Here is a 15,466-nt window from a genome sequence, read left to right as displayed (position 1 = left end):
CGAACCGGCGCTGCGGGGTTTCGGGTCCAACGCGAACGGCCCCCGGATCGGAAGGATCCAGGGGCCGTTGCTGCGGGTTGTTAAGGACTAGGCCTTGGCGTCTGCCGTGGCGTCCTCGGCGTCGACAACCTCCGCCTCGGCGGCTTCGGTTGCGTCAGCGCCGGCTGCCTCTGCAGCGGGGGCTTCCTCGCCGCCGGGGCGGACGAAGTCGCTGAGGTCAACGGTGTTGCCCTCGGTGTCGGTCACGGTGGCCTGGCCAAGGACGACAGCCAGTGCTTTGCGGCGGCGGACCTCGGAGACCATCATGGGGACCTGGCCGCTCTGGTCGATGATCTGGGCGAACTGGTTGGGATCCATGCCGTACTGGCTGGCGGTGGTGACGATGTAGTCGATCAGCTCGTTCTGGCTGACGTTGACTTCTTCCTTTTCCGCGATGGCGTCAAGGATGATCTCGTTCTGGAAGGCGCGGGCCGTGTTGGCGCGGACCTCTTCGCGGTGCTCCTCGGTGTCGTGCTCGCCTTCGCCGTGGCCGTTGCCCTCCTGGAAGTGGGCTTCGAGCTGCTCCTCGACCACCGAGTCAGGAACAGGAACCTCGACCATTTCGACGAGCTTGTCCAGGACCTTGTCGCGGGCTTCTACGCCCTGCTCAACGATCTTGGAGTCGGCAGCCTGCTTGGCCAGGTCTTCGCGGAGTTCGGCAAGGGTGTCGAATTCGGAGGCGAGCTGGGCGAAGTCGTCGTTCGCTTCCGGCAGTTCGCGTTCCTTGACGGCCTTCACCACAACCTTGACCTGGGCGGCTTCGCCGGCGTGGTCGCCGCCCACCAGGGTGGTGTCGAAGATGGCGTCCTCGTCAGCGCTGAGGCCGGTCACGGCCTCGTCCATGCCCTCAAGCATGGTGCCGGCGCCCACCTGGTAGGACAGGCCGGCGGCGGAGTCGACTTCCTCGCCGTCGATCGTGGCGGTGATGTCGATGGTGAGGAAGTCACCGTCGGCAGCCGGGCGGTCCACGGACTTCAGGGTGCCGAAGCGGCCGCGCAGTTCGTCCAGCGCCTTGTCCACATCAGCTTCGGAGGATTCCGCAGCCGCAACCTGGACCTCGATGCCGGAGTAGTCCGGGAGTTCGATTTCGGGGCGGACGTCAACCTCAGCGGCGAACTTCAGGCCGCCGTCGGTCGCGGAGGGATCGGGCACCTCGGTGATTTCCACCTCGGGACGGCTCAGGGGGCGGATGCCGGACTCCTGCACGGCAGCCTGGTACCAGCCGTTGAGGCCGTCGTTGATGGCCGTCTCCAGGACGTAGCCGCGGCCGACGCGCTGGTCGATGAGCTTGGCAGGAACCTTGCCCTTGCGGAACCCGGGAACCTGGATCTGGGAGGCAACGGTCTTGTAGGCCGAGTCGATGCTGGGCTTCAGTTCCTCAAAGGGGACCTCAACATTGAGCTTGACCCGCGTGGGGGTGAGGTTCTCGACAGCGCTCTTCACGGTCTAAGTACTCCTGGGTTGTGGGATGGGTTTCTGCAAACGCAATGGATGTCCAGGCCTGACGGTCCTGGCCGCAGAGTCGGGGTGACAGGATTTGAACCTGCGACTTCCTGCTCCCAAAGCAGGCGCTCTAGCCAAGCTGAGCTACACCCCGTAAGTGCACAGGCAAGTCTACGGTGATGCGCGTCGCGATTGCACATTTGACACGTAGGCCATGGATTAGGTTTAGTTGTATCCGGCTTGAACAGCCAGCCCGGAGTTTCCGCGAAAAACGGATCTTCCTTCGGGGACGTAGCTTAATGGTAAAGCCTCAGTCTTCCAAACTGATTACGCGGGTTCGATTCCCGTCGTCCCCTCCACAACACGAAGAAGGCCCCTCTCCTGAACTGGTCCCCGAAAGTTGGACTCGCAAATGCGATGTATCCACCTTAGCGGCCAGCGATCGGCTCTTCGCAGAAGTCCCCGTCCCATTTGGGGCGGGGACTTCTGCGTGTTTGTACTACCTGCCAAGCGAAGGGGTACGAGAGCTGCACCTGGGTTTAGCCCGTTCATTGACCTTCATGCCGTATTCGTGGATCGTTTGGTCCATGAGCCGGGGGACGCGAATCGCTTTGTCTTTGATGGTTTCCGTGTTGGTGCTGGCGGGCATTTTTGCCGGCGTCCGGCTATGGAACGTCCATCAACAGACATCGGACTGGGTCCTGTCGCCCAAGGAAGTTCCGTCCAAAGTGCACTTTGCCGACCGCGAATATAACTGTGGTCCCAACCCACAGCCCGCCGAACACGATGTATCCGCCCTAACCTCTCAAGGCAGGACAGCCGGAGGGGGCGAGATATTTGCTCAGGAGCCTTCTGCCGAAGCCAGAGTGTTTATCGTCGTGCAGACAGGCAAGGGCGCGTTCGGCTGCGGTCTAATGGGGGGACCCTAGTCCAGCTGTGCTTCTAATTGGGACCTAAGCCGCAAGCATCTGAGCACGGTACTGTGCCGGGCTCAAGCCCTTGAGCTTGGTGGAAATTCTTTCGGTGTTGTACCAGCTGATGTATGCGTGCAGCGCTGATGCGAGTGCGTCGGTGTTGAGGAACCGGACGCGGTGGAAGAGCTCTTCCTTCAGGTGTCCGAAGAAGTTCTCCATGACGGCGTTGTCGTAGCAGTTGGCTTTGCGTGACATTGATTGGACGGCGCCGGCGTTCTCCAGGAGTGTGCGCCAGGAGTTGTGCTGATACTGGAACCCTTGGTCTGAGTGGACGAAGGGTTTCTCCCCGTTCTCCAGCGTGGCCAAGGCGCCGCGCAATGAGGAGTTGGTCAGTTCCAGGTTGGGCGAGGTCCCAATGGCGTAGGAGATGATCTGCCGGTCGAACAGGTCCATGATCGGTGAGAGGTAGAGTTTCCTGTCGCCGACGCTGAACTCGGTCACATCGGTAACCCACTTCTGGTCTGGGGCGTCCGCGTCGAACTGGCGTTTCAGCAGGTTCGGGGCCACGATGCCAGGCTCGCCCTGGTAGGAGTTGTACCGCTTCCTGCTTCGGACCTTGCAGACCAGCCGGAGGGAACGCATCAGCTTCAGAACCGTCTTCTTGGCGACCGTCCATCCTTGCTTCAACAGTTCAATATGGATCCGGCGATGCCCGTACCGGCCGTGGTTCTTCGTAAAAATGTCAGTGACAGCGGCCTTCAGGGACGCCCGTGGATCGGGGCCATTGAGTTTGGCTTGGTGGTAGAAGAACGTGGACCGGGCTAACCCGGCCACGTCCAGCAGAACCTCTAATCGGTGCTCAGCCTTGAGAGCGATGACAGCGCGAACCTTTAGCGCTGTTCCCTGTCCCTCAAGGCGTTTACTTTTCCCAGGAAAGCAACCTCTGCACGAAGGCGTTCGTTCTCACGTCGCAGCCGCTGCAGCTCCGGTTCCTGCTGCGGCGGGGTATCTGGGTTCTTCCTTGGGCGGCCTTTAGGTTTCGGACGGAGGCCTTCCTCGCCCTGAGCCCGGTACCGCATCGCCCACACGGCTATCAGGTGTGGCGAGGATAGTTCGAGCTCTTTGGCCAGTGCGACCCTGGTCTCGCCGGAGATATATCGCTGCACGGCGTTGAGCTTGAGCTCGAATGAATACACGCGGTTGCCTGGTTTGGTCACAAGAGCAGTATCTCCACGAACGCGCCATCTGTCGTGCAACCGGAGGATCGGCTTCCGACCCACCCCGAGCCTGGTTGCTACAGCTCTGGAGCCCCACCCGATCTCAAACAGCGCCACCGCGGCCTCGCGCTGTTCCTCGGACAACGAACTTCTTCCATGCATAAAACTGCTCCCCGAAAGTCAGAACTGATTTCTCAGTCCAACTTTCGGGGAGCAGTTCATCCGGAGGGGCCTTCTTCGTGTTTCGCCTTCCTACTCCCCCGGTTGCTGGCAGTAAGGGCACCAGTAGAGGTTCCGCCCGGCCAGGTCGGCGATGAGCACGATGGTGCGGCAGACGCGGCAGGGCAGGCCGTGCCGCTTGTAGACGAAGTGGGCATCGTCGCTGCCGGGAAAGTGGGCGCTCCTGGGCGGCACCGGCGCGCCGGCCGCGGCGGCTTTGGCGGCGGTGGTGCCGTCAAGCGCCCAGTACTTCGGCGGCGTGGTGATGATCCGCCCGTCCGTCACGCCGTCGCCCATGACGGCCACGATGTCGCGCCACAGCTTGCGGGCATCGTTGTCCGGCAGGGCAGTGCCGGGCAGCCAGGGGTCCAGGCGGCGGCGGAACAGGACTTCCGCCCGGTAGACGTTCCCGACGCCGGCAATCACCTTCTGGTCCATGAGCAGGGCAGCCAGGGGCGTCGTCCGCGCCTGGACGTTGGCAGCAAAGCGCCCGGCATCGCCCCGGAGGTTCCGCAGTGGGTCAGGTCCCAGCCGTGCCAGCACGGCGCGGACTTCCGCCCCGGTGATGGTTTCGCAGGTGGTGGCACCCCGAAGGTCCGCCCAGCCATGGCTCCCGGCGAGCCGCACCCGCACGGCCCCGACGGGCGCCGGCGGACCGGCGTAAGGCGCGCCGCCGTCGTCGTCCCCGTCACCGAAGGCCTCCCGCTCCCCGACGCGCCGGGGGGCACCAATGCTGGAGGCGCCGGCGAAGGTGCGGTCCCCGCCGAAGCTCCAGGCCCCGTACAGTCCAAGGTGGACGTGCAGGACCAGGGCGTTGTCGAAGTGCAGGAACAGGTGTTTGCCGTGCGCCTCGGCGGCAAGCAGGGTATGCCCGTCCAGCAGCGCCGCACCCCCGCTGAACCTGCCCTGGGGACTGGAAACAGCCAGTGCCTCACCGGCGAAGACATCGCCGAACTGCCGGGCGAGCCTGCGGACGGAATGGCCCTCGGGCACTACTCGATGACCTCGCCTGTTGCCTCGTAGACCGCGATTTTTTCGATCCTGCGGACGTGGCGCTCATCATTGCTGAACGGCTCGGACAGGAACGCCTCGACCAGCGCGGTGGCTTCTTCGAACGTATGCTGCCGCCCGCCCAGGGCAACCACGTTGGCGTTGTTGTGCTCGCGGGCCAGGGTGGCGGTGGAGAGGTTCCATGCGAGGGCCGCGCGGATGCCCTTGACCTTGTTGGCGGCGATCTGCTCGCCGTTGCCGGAGCCGCCCAGCACGATGCCAAGGGCGTGGACGCCTGCCTGCTGGTCGGCAACGACGGCAAGGGCAGCGTTGATGCAGAAGGACGGGTAGTCGTCCTGGGCGTCGTAGACCTGGGGCCCGTGGTCCACCACCTCGTATCCCTTGCCGGTCAGGTGGGACACCAGGTGGGCGCTGAGCTCCATGCCTGCGTGGTCGGTGGCGATGTGGACCCGCGGGTAGGCAGGGGAAGTGGTCACGTGCAAAGTCCGTTCGGTTGTGGGGCTGGCGGGTCGCCGGTGGAGGCCGGAATGACACCGATAAGGATACTAGGACTGCCCGCCCTCCGGGTGCTGGCCCCCGGCCGGCGGCCCTCCGCCGCGCCGGGCCCTCGCGGCCACGCGGGTGAGGACTTCGGCCAGCCGCGCCGCGGAGGCCTGGCTTCCGCCGCTGACGGCCAGGCGCTGGCCGTCAGTCTTGCTCACGACGACGGCGGGCCCGCTGCTGACCAGCATGGCTGCGGTTCCGCCGTGGTGCCGGTAGCCCCACCCGCCATAGTCGGCGGCTTTGACGTCCTCGGCGCTGGCATCGGAGATGGCGCCGGCCGGCACATTCATGACCGGCACCACCCCGGCCAGCAGGACCTTCAGCCCGCGCCGGTCCGCCCGGATGCGGGCAAAGAGGAACGCGGCGCCCACGAGGGCCAGGACAACGAGCAGGATGCCCAGCCACGGCACCACCACGGCGATAAGGGCTGCCGGGAACAGGGAGGCGATGGCGATCATGACAAAGACCGAACTCCTGGCGTGGACCCAGAGCCGGACGGTGTCCAGGGCAAGGTCGGGGTCCAGTTCCCTGGTGATGGCGGCCTGCAGCGCACGGTCGTCATCGGGCGACCATTGCCGGTCGGCTTTGTACACCATGGCCATGGCGACGCCGAGCGACACTGCCGCACCGCTGCCGAGGGCAAGGACGGTCATGTCCACCCGCGACTGCCGGGCGTCGGCCAGCCCGGTTTGGCCGATGAGCCCCGCGGCCAGGGCGGAGGTGATGAAGAGGCTGAGGAACAGCCCGGCCCCCATCATGATCCTGCGCATCATCACCGGCCTGCTGAGGGGCACCGCCTGCAGCAGGACCAGCCATCCGGCGATGACGATGATCGCCGCGCCCACGCCCACGTAGGCGCCGAAAGGCGCAAAGGCGGCACCGCCGTCGTCCGTCCACCGGACGGCGACCGGCTCCGGAAGGTCCGGGCGCAGCAGCGACGCGCAGTAGGCGAAGGCAGCGGCCAGGACGACCGGGAACCCCACGGCGAACCTGAGTGCCTTGGTATCCACCGAATCCAGCAGCTTTCCCATGCAATTAACGCTACCCCTGCGGCCGCCCGGCCAACCGCCCAGGCGGCAACGGCCGGCCGCTGCGAGCTGCGCAACTTGCCAAGGATCCCAAGGATGGAAGAATGCAACACAGTGCCGGACCCGGGACCACCGGCCGGCAGCCGAAAACTTCTCTGGAGGACCTCCTTTGCCAGGCATGAACCTGACGCGCGCCGAAGCCCGTGAGCGCGCCGAACTGATCACCGTCGAGTCCTACGATGTCAGCCTGGACCTGACGCGCGGCGGAGAGGTCTTCGGCAGCACCACCACCGTGAAGTTCACGGCGTCGCCGGGATCGTCCAGCTTCATTGATGCGGTCACCCGCACCGTGCACAGCGTGACCCTGAACGGCCGCAGCCTTGACCCCGCCACCGTGTCCGACGGCGTCCGGATCCAGCTGCCGGACCTGCAGGAGCACAACGAACTGACCGTCGTGGCCGACCTGCCGTACATGAACACGGGTGAGGGCCTGCACCGGTTCGTGGACCCGGTGGACAGCGAGGTCTACCTGTACACGCAGTTCGAGGTTCCGGACTCGCGCAGGATGTTCGCCGTCTTCGAACAGCCGGACCTGAAGGCAACCTTCGCCTTCACCGTCACGGCCCCGTCCCACTGGGACGTTGTCTCCAACTCCCCCACCCCCCACCCCGTGGAGGCGCCTCCCGCGGAAGACGGCACGGCCAGGTCCGTATGGGCGTTCGCGCCCACGCCGCGCCTGTCCTCCTACGTCACGGCCCTGATCGCGGGCCCTTACCAGTCCGTCCGCAGCGAGGTCACCAGCTCGGACGGCCGCATCATCCCCCTTGGTGTCTTCGCCCGGAAGTCGCTGATGCAGTACCTGGATGCGGACAACATCTTCGAACTGACGCGGCAGGGCTTCGGGTTCTTTGAGGCGCAGTTCGGCTGCCCGTACCCGTTCGAGAAATACGACCAGCTGTTCGTTCCGGAGTTCAACGCCGGTGCCATGGAGAATGCCGGTGCCGTGACCATCCTGGAAGGCTACGTCTTCCGCAGCAAGGTCACCGGGGCCCAGATCGAGCGGCGCGCCATCACGGTCCTCCATGAACTCGCCCACATGTGGTTCGGTGACCTGGTGACCATGCGCTGGTGGAACGACCTGTGGCTCAACGAGTCCTTCGCGGAGTACATGTCGCACCTGGCGGCGGTGGAGGCCACGTCCTTCACCAGCGCCTGGACCACGTTCGCTTCCGTGGAGAAGTCGTGGGCCTACCGCCAGGACCAGCTGCCCACCACGCATCCGATCTTCGCCGAGATCAACGACCTCCAGGACGTGGAGGTCAACTTCGACGGCATCACCTATGCCAAGGGCGCCTCGGTGCTGCGGCAGCTGGTGGCCTGGGTTGGCCCCGACCAGTTCATGGCCGGTGTCCGGGAGTATTTCGCCAAGCACTCCTGGCAGAACACTGAACTCCGCGACCTGCTGGTGGAGCTCGAAAAGGCCAGCGGCCGCGACCTGGATGACTGGGGCCGGCAGTGGCTGGAGACCGCAGGCGTCAACACACTGAGCCCGGAGCTGGACGTGGATGCCGACGGGAAGCTGCGTTCCTTCGCCATCCTGCAGTCCGCGGTCCCGGAATGGCCCACTATCCGCCCGCACCGCCTGGCCGTGGGCTTCTACAACCTGGACAGCGCCGGAAAGCTCGAGCGGGTGCACCGCGAAGAGCTGGATGTGGACGGTGACCGCACAGAGGTGCCGGGAGTGGCCGGCATGGACCAGCCGGACCTGATCCTTATCAATGACGACGACCTGGCGTATGCCAAGGTACGGCTGGATCCCAAGTCGCTGGCCACCGCCACCGCCCACCTCAAGGATTTTGGCGGCAGCCTGCCCCGGACCCTGGTCTGGAATTCTGCATGGGACGCTGCCCGTGACGGCGAAACGCCGGCCCGGAAGTACGTGGAGCTGATCCTGTCCAACGTCGCGGCGGAAACGGACTCCTCCGTGATCCTGGTCCAGCTCCGCCAGCTGGCCACCACCCTCAATTTCTATGTGGCCGAGGAACACCGCGAAGCCACAGCGGTTGCGGCGGTGGACCGGCTGTGGGACCTGGCCTCGGACGTCCCGGGCGGCTCCGATGCGCAGCTGCAGTTCATCAAGTCCTTTGCCCTCCTGGCCCGCAGTGCGTCCCAGCTGGACCGGGTGGCCGGCCTCCTGGACGGGTCGGTTGTCCTGGACGGGCTGGCGGTGGACCAGGACCTGCGCTGGGAGCTCGTGGAGTCCCTGGTGGCCGGAGGCCGGATGGGACAGGAAGGCATCGACGCCGAGCTGGAGCGGGACAACACCTCCAGCGGACAGAATGCTGCGGCCCTGGCCAAGGCCGCCATCCCCACCCCGGAGGCGAAGGCCGCGGCCTGGGAATCGATCGTGGTCAAGGGGGAGCTGTCCAATGCGCTGCAGGGATCGGCCGTAACGGGCTTCATGCGCGTGCTGGACCGTTCGCTGCTGGAACCGTACGCCGAAAAGTACTTCGCGGCTGTGCCGGGCATCGTGGCCACCCGGACCCACGCACTCGCCCAGCAGATCGTCGTCGGCCTCTACCCGGCGCTGCTGACGACGCAGGCCACCATTGACCGGACGGACGCATTCCTGGCGTCGCTGCCGGCGGAAAGCGCCGCGCTGCGGCGGATGATGCTGGAGAACCGCGACGGCGTTGCCCGCGCCCTGCGTGCCCGCGCCGCCGACGTGCTTCCGGACGGCAGTCCCCAGTGAGTCTTGATGAACACCGGTATTCACTGGCAGTCCAGTGGACCGGCAACCGGGGGGACGGCACCTCGTCCTACCGGGGCTACTCACGGGACCACGACGTGCTCATCCCCGGCCTGCCGGTCCTCAAAGGCTCGGCGGATCCGACGTTCCATGGGGACCGCGGGCGCTACAACCCCGAGCAGCTCCTGCTGGCCGCGCTGGCGCAGTGCCACATGCTGTCCTACCTGCACGTGGCGGTGAAGAACGGGGTGGTGGTCACGGACTACCGGGACGAGGCCACCGGGCTGATGCGGCTCAACAGGGACGGCAGCGGGCAGTTCGAGCGGGTGGTCCTGCACCCGCGCGTGACGGTGGCCGACGCCGGACAGGCCGAACTGGCGGCCGGCCTCCACCACGAGGCGAACCGGCTCTGCTTCATTGCCCGCAGCGTGAATTTTCCGGTGGAGCACCAGCCGGTGACGGTGGCGGGTTAGGCCCTGCCGGATCCGCGTCAGGCCCGGCTTTCGCCCTGGAGCATCGCCACCAGGCGCTGTTCCGTTGCCGGTAGAGGCCTGCTTTCCGCTGCCGGTCCAGTCCGCGGAGGCGTTCATCGGCCAACGTGGCGGCCAGCGTTTCCTGCCAGGGCCGCAGGACCATTCCCGCGTCCCTGGCAGCCTGGTTGCTGCGGGCCATGAAGCCGTCGTGGCCGGGCGGAAGCCAGAGCGGAAGGGAGTCCGGCCCGGACCAGTAGTTCACGCCCTGGTCCACCAGCCACTCCCCGCCGGCGGTAATCGTGGTGCTGCTGGAGGCGGACGCTTCCGTGGCAGGCGCTGATGAGTTCCGCAAACGGCACCTGGTCACCAAGGGCGTTCAAGGTTCCGCTGATCCCCTTCCCCGCGGCGAGCAGGATCCAGGCCGCAAGGTCCCGGACATCCATGACCTGCGTGGGGTTCTCCCCGATGTCCGGAACCAGCACAGGTCCGGAGTTCCTGGCAATGCGGGCGGGCCAATAGCCGTAGCGGTCGGTGGGGTCGCCGGGGCCGCTGAGCAGGCCTGCCCGGCACAGGTGGGCCTTGCCGGCAGCGGCCTCCAGGGTCGCTTCTTCGATGGCCACCTTTGACTCGCCGTAGGTTTCCGGCGTGGACTGCACCCCCGGCGGCAGCGCCGGCAGCAGCGCCGCGTCTTCCGCCGCTCCCGGGACGGAATGGCCGGCGTAGGCCGAGCAGCTGGAAACAAAGGTCCAGTGCCCGGCCCTGCCGGCAAGGCCGGCGAGAGCCTGCCGGGCGGGCCCGGGGTCCCGGGCCACCTCGATCACGGCATCCCAGTCGCCCACCAGGCCCGAATATGCAGCCGGTCCCGTCGCGCGGTCCGCCCTGACCCAGTGGGCGCCCGGCGGCGGCTCACCCGATATTCCCCGCGCCAGGCACGTCACGTCATGCCCCGCGGCAACCGCCTGCCCGGCGATTTCCCTGGAGAGGAAGGCGGTTCCGCCGAGGATGAGAATGCGCATGGCCCCACGCTACGGGGGCTAGTGTTGAAAGAGAACCAAGCAATATCCCAAGGAGCTACTTCCACCCATGGTCAGCATGTTGTCCATCCTTCCCAACGCCACAACACAGCCCGATGGCGTGAGCGTCCCGGGCATCGTCATCAGCCTGGGCATCGGCGTCGCCGTCTGGCTCGTGGCCACGTTCGTCATTTCGCGCATCACCAAACGGGTGGCGGCGGGAAGCAACTTTTTCAAGAAGCCCACGTTTAGGTGGGCGGCCCCGGCCTTCCGGGCCCTGGACCACGAACGGCGCGTGCAGCGCGCGGAAACCATCGGCTCGCTGCTGAACAGCATTGTGGGCGTGCTGGTGGTGGTCATCACCGGCATGTACGTCCTGCAGAACCTGGACATCAACATCGCCCCGCTGCTCACCAGCGTGGGTATCCTGGGTGTGGCCATCGGCTTCGGCGCCCAGCAGCTGATCCGCGACTTCCTGGCCGGGATTTTCATTACCATTGAAGACCAGTACGGAATCGGTGACGTCATCGAAACCAGCGAAGTGGTGGGCGTAGTGGAGTCCATGGGTCTGCGGATCACCCGCGTCCGCTCCGACGACGGCGCCATTTGGTACCTGCGCAACGGTGAGATCCTCCGCGTGGGCAACCGCTCGCAGGGACGGTACGTTCCGCTGCACGAGTCCGACGACGGGACCACCGACCAGGGGTCGGCCCATGTTGAGACGAAGAAGACTGACCAGAAAGCCGGGGAATAGCATGTCGCTTCCGATTGAACCGCGCCCTGTTGAGCCCCAACCTGCCAAAGCAGGACCCGACCGGCAGCAGCGGCCCCAGTTGATGCAGAACGATCCCTTCAGCAAGCCGGCCTACACAGACAGCTTTTACGATGCGGTGGGCGGCCACGAGACCTTCGTTAAGCTCATCGATGTCTTTTACGACGGCGTTGCCACCGATCCGCTGCTGCGGCCCATGTACCCCGAGGAGGACCTTGCCCCGGCAAAACGCCGGTTCCTGATGTTCCTTGAGCAGTACTGGGGCGGGCCCACAACGTATGGCGAGGAGCGCGGCCACCCGCGCCTGCGCATGCGGCACATGCCGTTCAAGGTGACCCACGAGGCGAAGGACCGGTGGTTGTTCCACATGCGCACCGCCGTAGACGCCCTGGAACTGCCGCCGCTCTACGAAGGCACGCTGTGGGAGTACATGGAGCGGGCGGCGCTGTCCATGGTGAACAGCGCTTCCGAGGCCTGACGCCTGCCGACCGGAACCTGGAAGGGGCCCGGGCCGCCTTCAGCTACAGCAGGCCGCTGCCGGTCCGCGCCAGCACATGGCCGCGCGGACCGGTCAGCCGGAACCAGCGGCCGGCGCGGTAGAGCTTCTGGTCGCCGTCGGCGAGGAAGCCCAGGGCGAACGCTGCGAAGGCCGCTCCGGCGGGCAGGCCTGACGCGTCCAGTTCCCGTCCCCAGACAGCCGCCCGGGCGTTGTTGACAATCAGGGCACCCGGTTTGTCCGGCACGATGCCCGCCACCTCCGCCATGCCTGCTTCGGCCGCCGCCTTCAGGCCGGCGTCGCTGACAGCGCCCAGCAGCTCCCATCCGCCCCTTGGGGCGCCCACTCCTGTCCAGGATTCGGTGACGGTGCTGGGCGGAACCGGCAATTCGACGTCGTCCTCCCCTGCGCGTGCCAGCCGGTCCAGGACGGCGGACAGGGCAACAGTGACATCTGTTCCGGACGGTTCGGCGAGCGCCATGGTCCGCAGGCCCAGGATGGTGGGGGTGGCTTCGCCCAGGAGCCTGGGCCGCAGGACGCACACGTACGCGGCCAGGACGGAACCGGCTGCCTGCAGCCGGATGGCGCCGTCATCGATGGCTTTGGCCCTGGTGGCAAACGTCTTCAGGTCGGCGAGATCCCGGGGATCGGCGAAACGGAAGGACGAGGTGAGAAGTTCAGACACACCTAAACACTACCGGCTGCGCTCCGGTTGAGTGGCTCCCCGGGCGCCGTCTAGAGTCGGACCATGACTGAAGCCGAAGCCGGACTCCTGGCCCCGCCAAGCGGAGACCCCACCTCATCACTGATCGAACTGCTGGACCTCGGTGAACTTGAGGGCGCCCGGACGGACGAGGACATCTTCCTGGGGCCCTCACAGCGGCAGCCACACCACAGGGTGTTCGGCGGACAGGTGCTGGCGCAGTCACTCGTGGCGTCCATTCGAACGGTGGATCCTGAACGGTTTGTGCATTCCATGCACGGCTACTTCCTGCGGCCCGGTGACGCCAACAAGCCCATTACCTTTGGTGTGCAGCGGCTGCGTGACGGCCGGTCGTTTTCCGCCCGGCGCGTCCACGCCTACCAGGACGGTGTTCCCATCCTGTCCATGATTGCCTCTTTCCAGGGTGAGGACGAAGGGATCGAGCACGCGTCGGCGATGCCGGCGGGCATCCCGGACCCCGAATCGCTGCCCAGCACGGCGGACCTGCTGGGCAAGTTCGACCATCCTGTGGCCCGGCACTGGGCGTATGAGCGGCCTTTCGACATCCGGCACGTCGATCCGCCGCTGTACGTTACCGCGACCGGCCCGCGGGAGGCCCGCAACGCGGTCTGGATGAAGACGTTCGGGCCGATGCCCGACAACTCCAACCTGCACCGCGCCGCCCTGGCCTACGCCAGCGACTACACCCTGCTCGAATCCATCCTTCGGCGGCACGGCCTCAGCTGGATCACCCCGGGCATGAATGTTGCCAGCCTTGACCACGCGATGTGGTGGCACCGCCCGGCGCGCGTGGATGAATGGCTGCTCTACGTCCAGGAGTCCCCCAGCGCGCAGGGCGCACGCGGCCTGGCCACCGGCAAAATCTTCAACCGGGACGGCCAGCACGTGGCTTCCGTGGCGCAGGAGGGCATGGTGCGCGTTCCCACCGAGGCGTCGCACACGTAGGATCCGCACACGTCTGCGATCCGGCGCTGGTGCGCCGGGCATGGGAAAGGCCGGCATCCGGGGAGCAATTCAGCCCGGGTGCCGGCCTTCCGTTTTCCTGCAAACGGGCCCGCAGGCGTCCTGTTGACGAGCCCTTGGGCCCGGCAGGTCAGTCGCGGGTCAGGCGCCGGTGGGTGACGCGGTGCGGCTTGGCCGCGTCGGGGCCCAGCCGCTGGACCTTGTTCTCCTCGTAGGATTCGAAGTTGCCCTCGAACCAGTACCACTTGGAGGGGTTCTCGTCGTCACCTTCGTAGGCAAGGATGTGCGTGGCCACGCGGTCCAGGAACCAGCGGTCGTGCGAGACCACCACGGCGCAGCCGGGGAACTCGAGCAGCGCGTTTTCCAGGCTGCTGAGGGTTTCGACATCGAGGTCGTTGGTGGGCTCGTCGAGGAGCAGCAGGTTTCCACCCTGCTTCAGGGTCAGTGCCAGGTTCAGGCGGTTCCGCTCACCACCTGACAGGACACCTGCCTTCTTCTGCTGGTCCGGGCCCTTGAAACCGAAAGCGGCCACATAGGCACGGGACGGCATCTCAACATTGCCCACCTGGATGAAGTCGAGTCCGTCGGAGACAACCTCCCACAGGGTCTTGTTGGGGTCGATGCCGCCGCGGCTCTGGTCAGCGTAGGAAATCTTGACCGAGTCACCGATCTTGAGCTCGCCGCCGTCCAGCGGTTCCAGGCCGACGATGGTCTTGAAGAGGGTGGACTTGCCCACACCGTTGGGGCCGATGACCCCCACGATGCCGTTGCGGGGCAGGGTGAAGGACAGCCCATCGATCAGGACACGCTCATCGAAGCCCTTCTGGAGGTTCCTGGCCTCCAGGACCAGGCCACCCAGGCGGGGTCCCGGCGGGATCTGGATTTCCTCGAAGTCAAGCTTGCGGGTGCGGTCGGCCTCGGCGGCCATTTCCTCGTAACGGGCCAGGCGGGCTTTGGACTTGGTCTGGCGGCCCTTGGCGTTGGACCGGACCCACTCGAGTTCCTCGGAGAGGCGCTTGGCCTGCTTGGCGTCCTTCTTGCCCTGGATCTCGAGGCGGGCGCGCTTCTTCTCCAGGTAGGTGGAGTAGTTGCCTTCGTACGGGTAGAGGTGGCCGCGGTCCACTTCCGCGATCCATTCCGCCACGTGGTCCAGGAAGTACCGGTCGTGGGTGACGGCGAGGACGGCGCCGGGGTAGCTGGAGAGGTGCTGCTCGAGCCAAAGCACGCTTTCGGCGTCCAGGTGGTTGGTGGGTTCGTCGAGGAGCAGCAGGTCGGGCTTCTGCAGGAGGAGCTTGCAGAGTGCCACGCGGCGCCGCTCACCGCCGGAAAGGTTGGTGACATCGGCATCGGCCGGCGGGCACCGGAGGGCGTCCATGGCCTGTTCCAGCTGGGAATCGAGGTCCCAGGCGTCGGCGGCGTCGATGGCCTCCTGCAGCTTGCCCATCTCTTCGAGGAGGGTGTCATAGTCAGCATCGGGGCTGGCCATTTCCTCGGAGATTTCGTTGAAGCGCTGGATCTTGCCGTAGATCTCGCCAACGCCTTCCTGGACGTTGCCCAGGACAGTCTTTTCTTCGTTAAGCGGCGGTTCCTGGAGCAGGATGCCCACGCTGTAGCCGGGGCTGAGCCTGGCCTCGCCGTTGGAGGGCGTGTCCAGCCCGGCCATGATTTTGAGGATGGTGGACTTACCGGCACCGTTTGGGCCCACAACACCAATCTTGGCGCCCGGGAAGAAGGACATGCTTACGTCATCAAGAATGAGTTTTTCGCCAACGGCCTTGCGGGCCTTGGTCATTGTGTAGATAAATTCCGCCATGGTCTCAAATCTAGTGGGTTGGCGGGCAGATCTCACATTTGCGGCGGAC

General features: G+C 65.9%; 13 protein-coding genes, 2 tRNA genes and 1 pseudogene. 6 read left to right on the top strand and 10 right to left on the bottom strand.

Annotated elements, in window-relative coordinates; all coding sequences use genetic code 11:
* Positions 1-87: 87 nt before the first annotated feature.
* Together tig and AC3ANU_RS10995 are read right to left on the bottom strand one after the other, a co-directional pair.
* Positions 88-1,482 (bottom strand): trigger factor, encoded by a 1,395-nt coding sequence (gene tig / locus AC3ANU_RS11000; protein WP_134164653.1) that lies wholly within the window; start codon positions 1,480-1,482, stop codon positions 88-90.
* Between the two features lie 79 nt (positions 1,483-1,561).
* Positions 1,562-1,636: transfer RNA gene (locus tag AC3ANU_RS10995), tRNA-Pro, on the bottom strand.
* A gap of 131 nt (positions 1,637-1,767) precedes the next feature.
* Here AC3ANU_RS10995 and AC3ANU_RS10990 point away from each other — a divergent pair.
* A tRNA-Gly gene (locus AC3ANU_RS10990) sits at positions 1,768-1,841 on the top strand.
* A 594-nt stretch (positions 1,842-2,435) separates the two neighbouring features.
* Here the strand turns inward: AC3ANU_RS10990 and AC3ANU_RS10985 are convergent.
* From AC3ANU_RS10985 to AC3ANU_RS10965, 5 genes are all read right to left on the bottom strand, one after another.
* The gene (locus AC3ANU_RS10985) at positions 2,436-3,236 is read right to left on the bottom strand and encodes an IS3 family transposase (protein WP_488315969.1); all 801 of its coding nucleotides are present in this window, start codon (positions 3,234-3,236) and stop codon (positions 2,436-2,438) included.
* A gap of 50 nt (positions 3,237-3,286) precedes the next feature.
* On the bottom strand, positions 3,287-3,757 hold the full coding sequence (locus tag AC3ANU_RS10980; RefSeq protein ID WP_478222907.1) for a helix-turn-helix domain-containing protein: 471 nt from the start codon (positions 3,755-3,757) through the stop codon (positions 3,287-3,289).
* 108 nt (positions 3,758-3,865) lie between these two features.
* Entirely contained in the window at positions 3,866-4,825 is a 960-nt protein-coding gene (locus AC3ANU_RS10975) for an Fpg/Nei family DNA glycosylase (RefSeq protein WP_488314526.1), read from the bottom strand.
* The gene (locus tag AC3ANU_RS10970) at positions 4,825-5,319 is read right to left on the bottom strand and encodes a ribose-5-phosphate isomerase (protein ID WP_018769480.1); all 495 of its coding nucleotides are present in this window, start codon (positions 5,317-5,319) and stop codon (positions 4,825-4,827) included. The genes AC3ANU_RS10975 and AC3ANU_RS10970 overlap by 1 nt, the downstream gene beginning before the upstream one ends.
* A gap of 69 nt (positions 5,320-5,388) precedes the next feature.
* Positions 5,389-6,417 carry a hypothetical protein gene (locus AC3ANU_RS10965; protein WP_018769481.1) on the bottom strand — a complete coding sequence of 343 codons (1,029 nt, stop codon included), beginning with the start codon at positions 6,415-6,417 and terminating at the stop codon, positions 5,389-5,391.
* Between the two features lie 175 nt (positions 6,418-6,592).
* On the opposite strand from AC3ANU_RS10965, the gene pepN reads away from it, so the two are divergent.
* The gene (gene pepN / locus AC3ANU_RS10960) at positions 6,593-9,166 is read left to right on the top strand and encodes an aminopeptidase N (protein ID WP_056390698.1); all 2,574 of its coding nucleotides are present in this window, start codon (positions 6,593-6,595) and stop codon (positions 9,164-9,166) included.
* The gene (locus AC3ANU_RS10955; protein WP_134164652.1) at positions 9,163-9,636 is read left to right on the top strand and encodes an OsmC family protein; all 474 of its coding nucleotides are present in this window, start codon (positions 9,163-9,165) and stop codon (positions 9,634-9,636) included. Before pepN ends, AC3ANU_RS10955 begins: the two co-directional genes overlap by 4 nt.
* 17 nt (positions 9,637-9,653) lie before the next feature.
* Here AC3ANU_RS10955 and AC3ANU_RS10950 read toward each other — a convergent pair.
* A pseudogene (locus tag AC3ANU_RS10950) lies at positions 9,654-10,652 on the bottom strand (NAD-dependent epimerase/dehydratase family protein).
* Between the two features lie 67 nt (positions 10,653-10,719).
* Between AC3ANU_RS10950 and AC3ANU_RS10945 the strand changes: the two are divergent.
* Both AC3ANU_RS10945 and AC3ANU_RS10940 read left to right on the top strand, forming a co-directional pair.
* Entirely contained in the window at positions 10,720-11,403 is a 684-nt protein-coding gene (locus AC3ANU_RS10945) for a mechanosensitive ion channel family protein (RefSeq protein WP_018769485.1), read from the top strand.
* 1 nt (position 11,404) lies between these two features.
* Positions 11,405-11,899, top strand: a complete 495-nt coding sequence (locus tag AC3ANU_RS10940; RefSeq protein WP_056390703.1) for a globin — start codon at positions 11,405-11,407, stop codon at positions 11,897-11,899.
* A gap of 43 nt (positions 11,900-11,942) precedes the next feature.
* Here the strand turns inward: AC3ANU_RS10940 and AC3ANU_RS10935 are convergent, their stop codons facing one another.
* Positions 11,943-12,602 (bottom strand): DUF8185 domain-containing protein, encoded by a 660-nt coding sequence (locus AC3ANU_RS10935; RefSeq protein WP_018769487.1) that lies wholly within the window; start codon positions 12,600-12,602, stop codon positions 11,943-11,945.
* Between the two features lie 63 nt (positions 12,603-12,665).
* On the opposite strand from AC3ANU_RS10935, the gene AC3ANU_RS10930 reads away from it, so the two are divergent.
* Positions 12,666-13,586, top strand: coding sequence for an acyl-CoA thioesterase (locus tag AC3ANU_RS10930; protein WP_488314525.1), 921 nt, complete (start codon positions 12,666-12,668; stop codon positions 13,584-13,586).
* A gap of 148 nt (positions 13,587-13,734) precedes the next feature.
* Here the strand turns inward: AC3ANU_RS10930 and ettA are convergent, their stop codons facing one another.
* Entirely contained in the window at positions 13,735-15,417 is a 1,683-nt protein-coding gene (ettA, locus tag AC3ANU_RS10925; RefSeq protein WP_018769489.1) for an energy-dependent translational throttle protein EttA, read from the bottom strand.
* Positions 15,418-15,466: the final 49 nt, after the last annotated feature.

This window comes from Arthrobacter sp. SDR-2R (assembly GCF_057747955.1).
Note: the sequence above shows the minus strand (reverse complement) of the source record. Positions and strands in the feature narration are given on the sequence as shown.

Excerpts from the sequence above, each read along its gene's own strand:
- AC3ANU_RS10965 (WP_018769481.1), bottom strand. The coding sequence starts at position 6,417 with ATGGGAAAGCTGCTGGATTCGGTGGATACCAAGGCACTCAGGTTCGCC.
- AC3ANU_RS10945 (WP_018769485.1), top strand. The coding sequence starts at position 10,720 with ATGGTCAGCATGTTGTCCATCCTTCCCAACGCCACAACACAGCCCGAT.
- ettA (WP_018769489.1), bottom strand. The coding sequence starts at position 15,417 with ATGGCGGAATTTATCTACACAATGACCAAGGCCCGCAAGGCCGTTGGC.
- AC3ANU_RS10940 (WP_056390703.1), top strand. The coding sequence starts at position 11,405 with ATGTCGCTTCCGATTGAACCGCGCCCTGTTGAGCCCCAACCTGCCAAA.
- AC3ANU_RS10930 (WP_488314525.1), top strand. The coding sequence starts at position 12,666 with ATGACTGAAGCCGAAGCCGGACTCCTGGCCCCGCCAAGCGGAGACCCC.
- pepN (WP_056390698.1), top strand. The coding sequence starts at position 6,593 with ATGAACCTGACGCGCGCCGAAGCCCGTGAGCGCGCCGAACTGATCACC.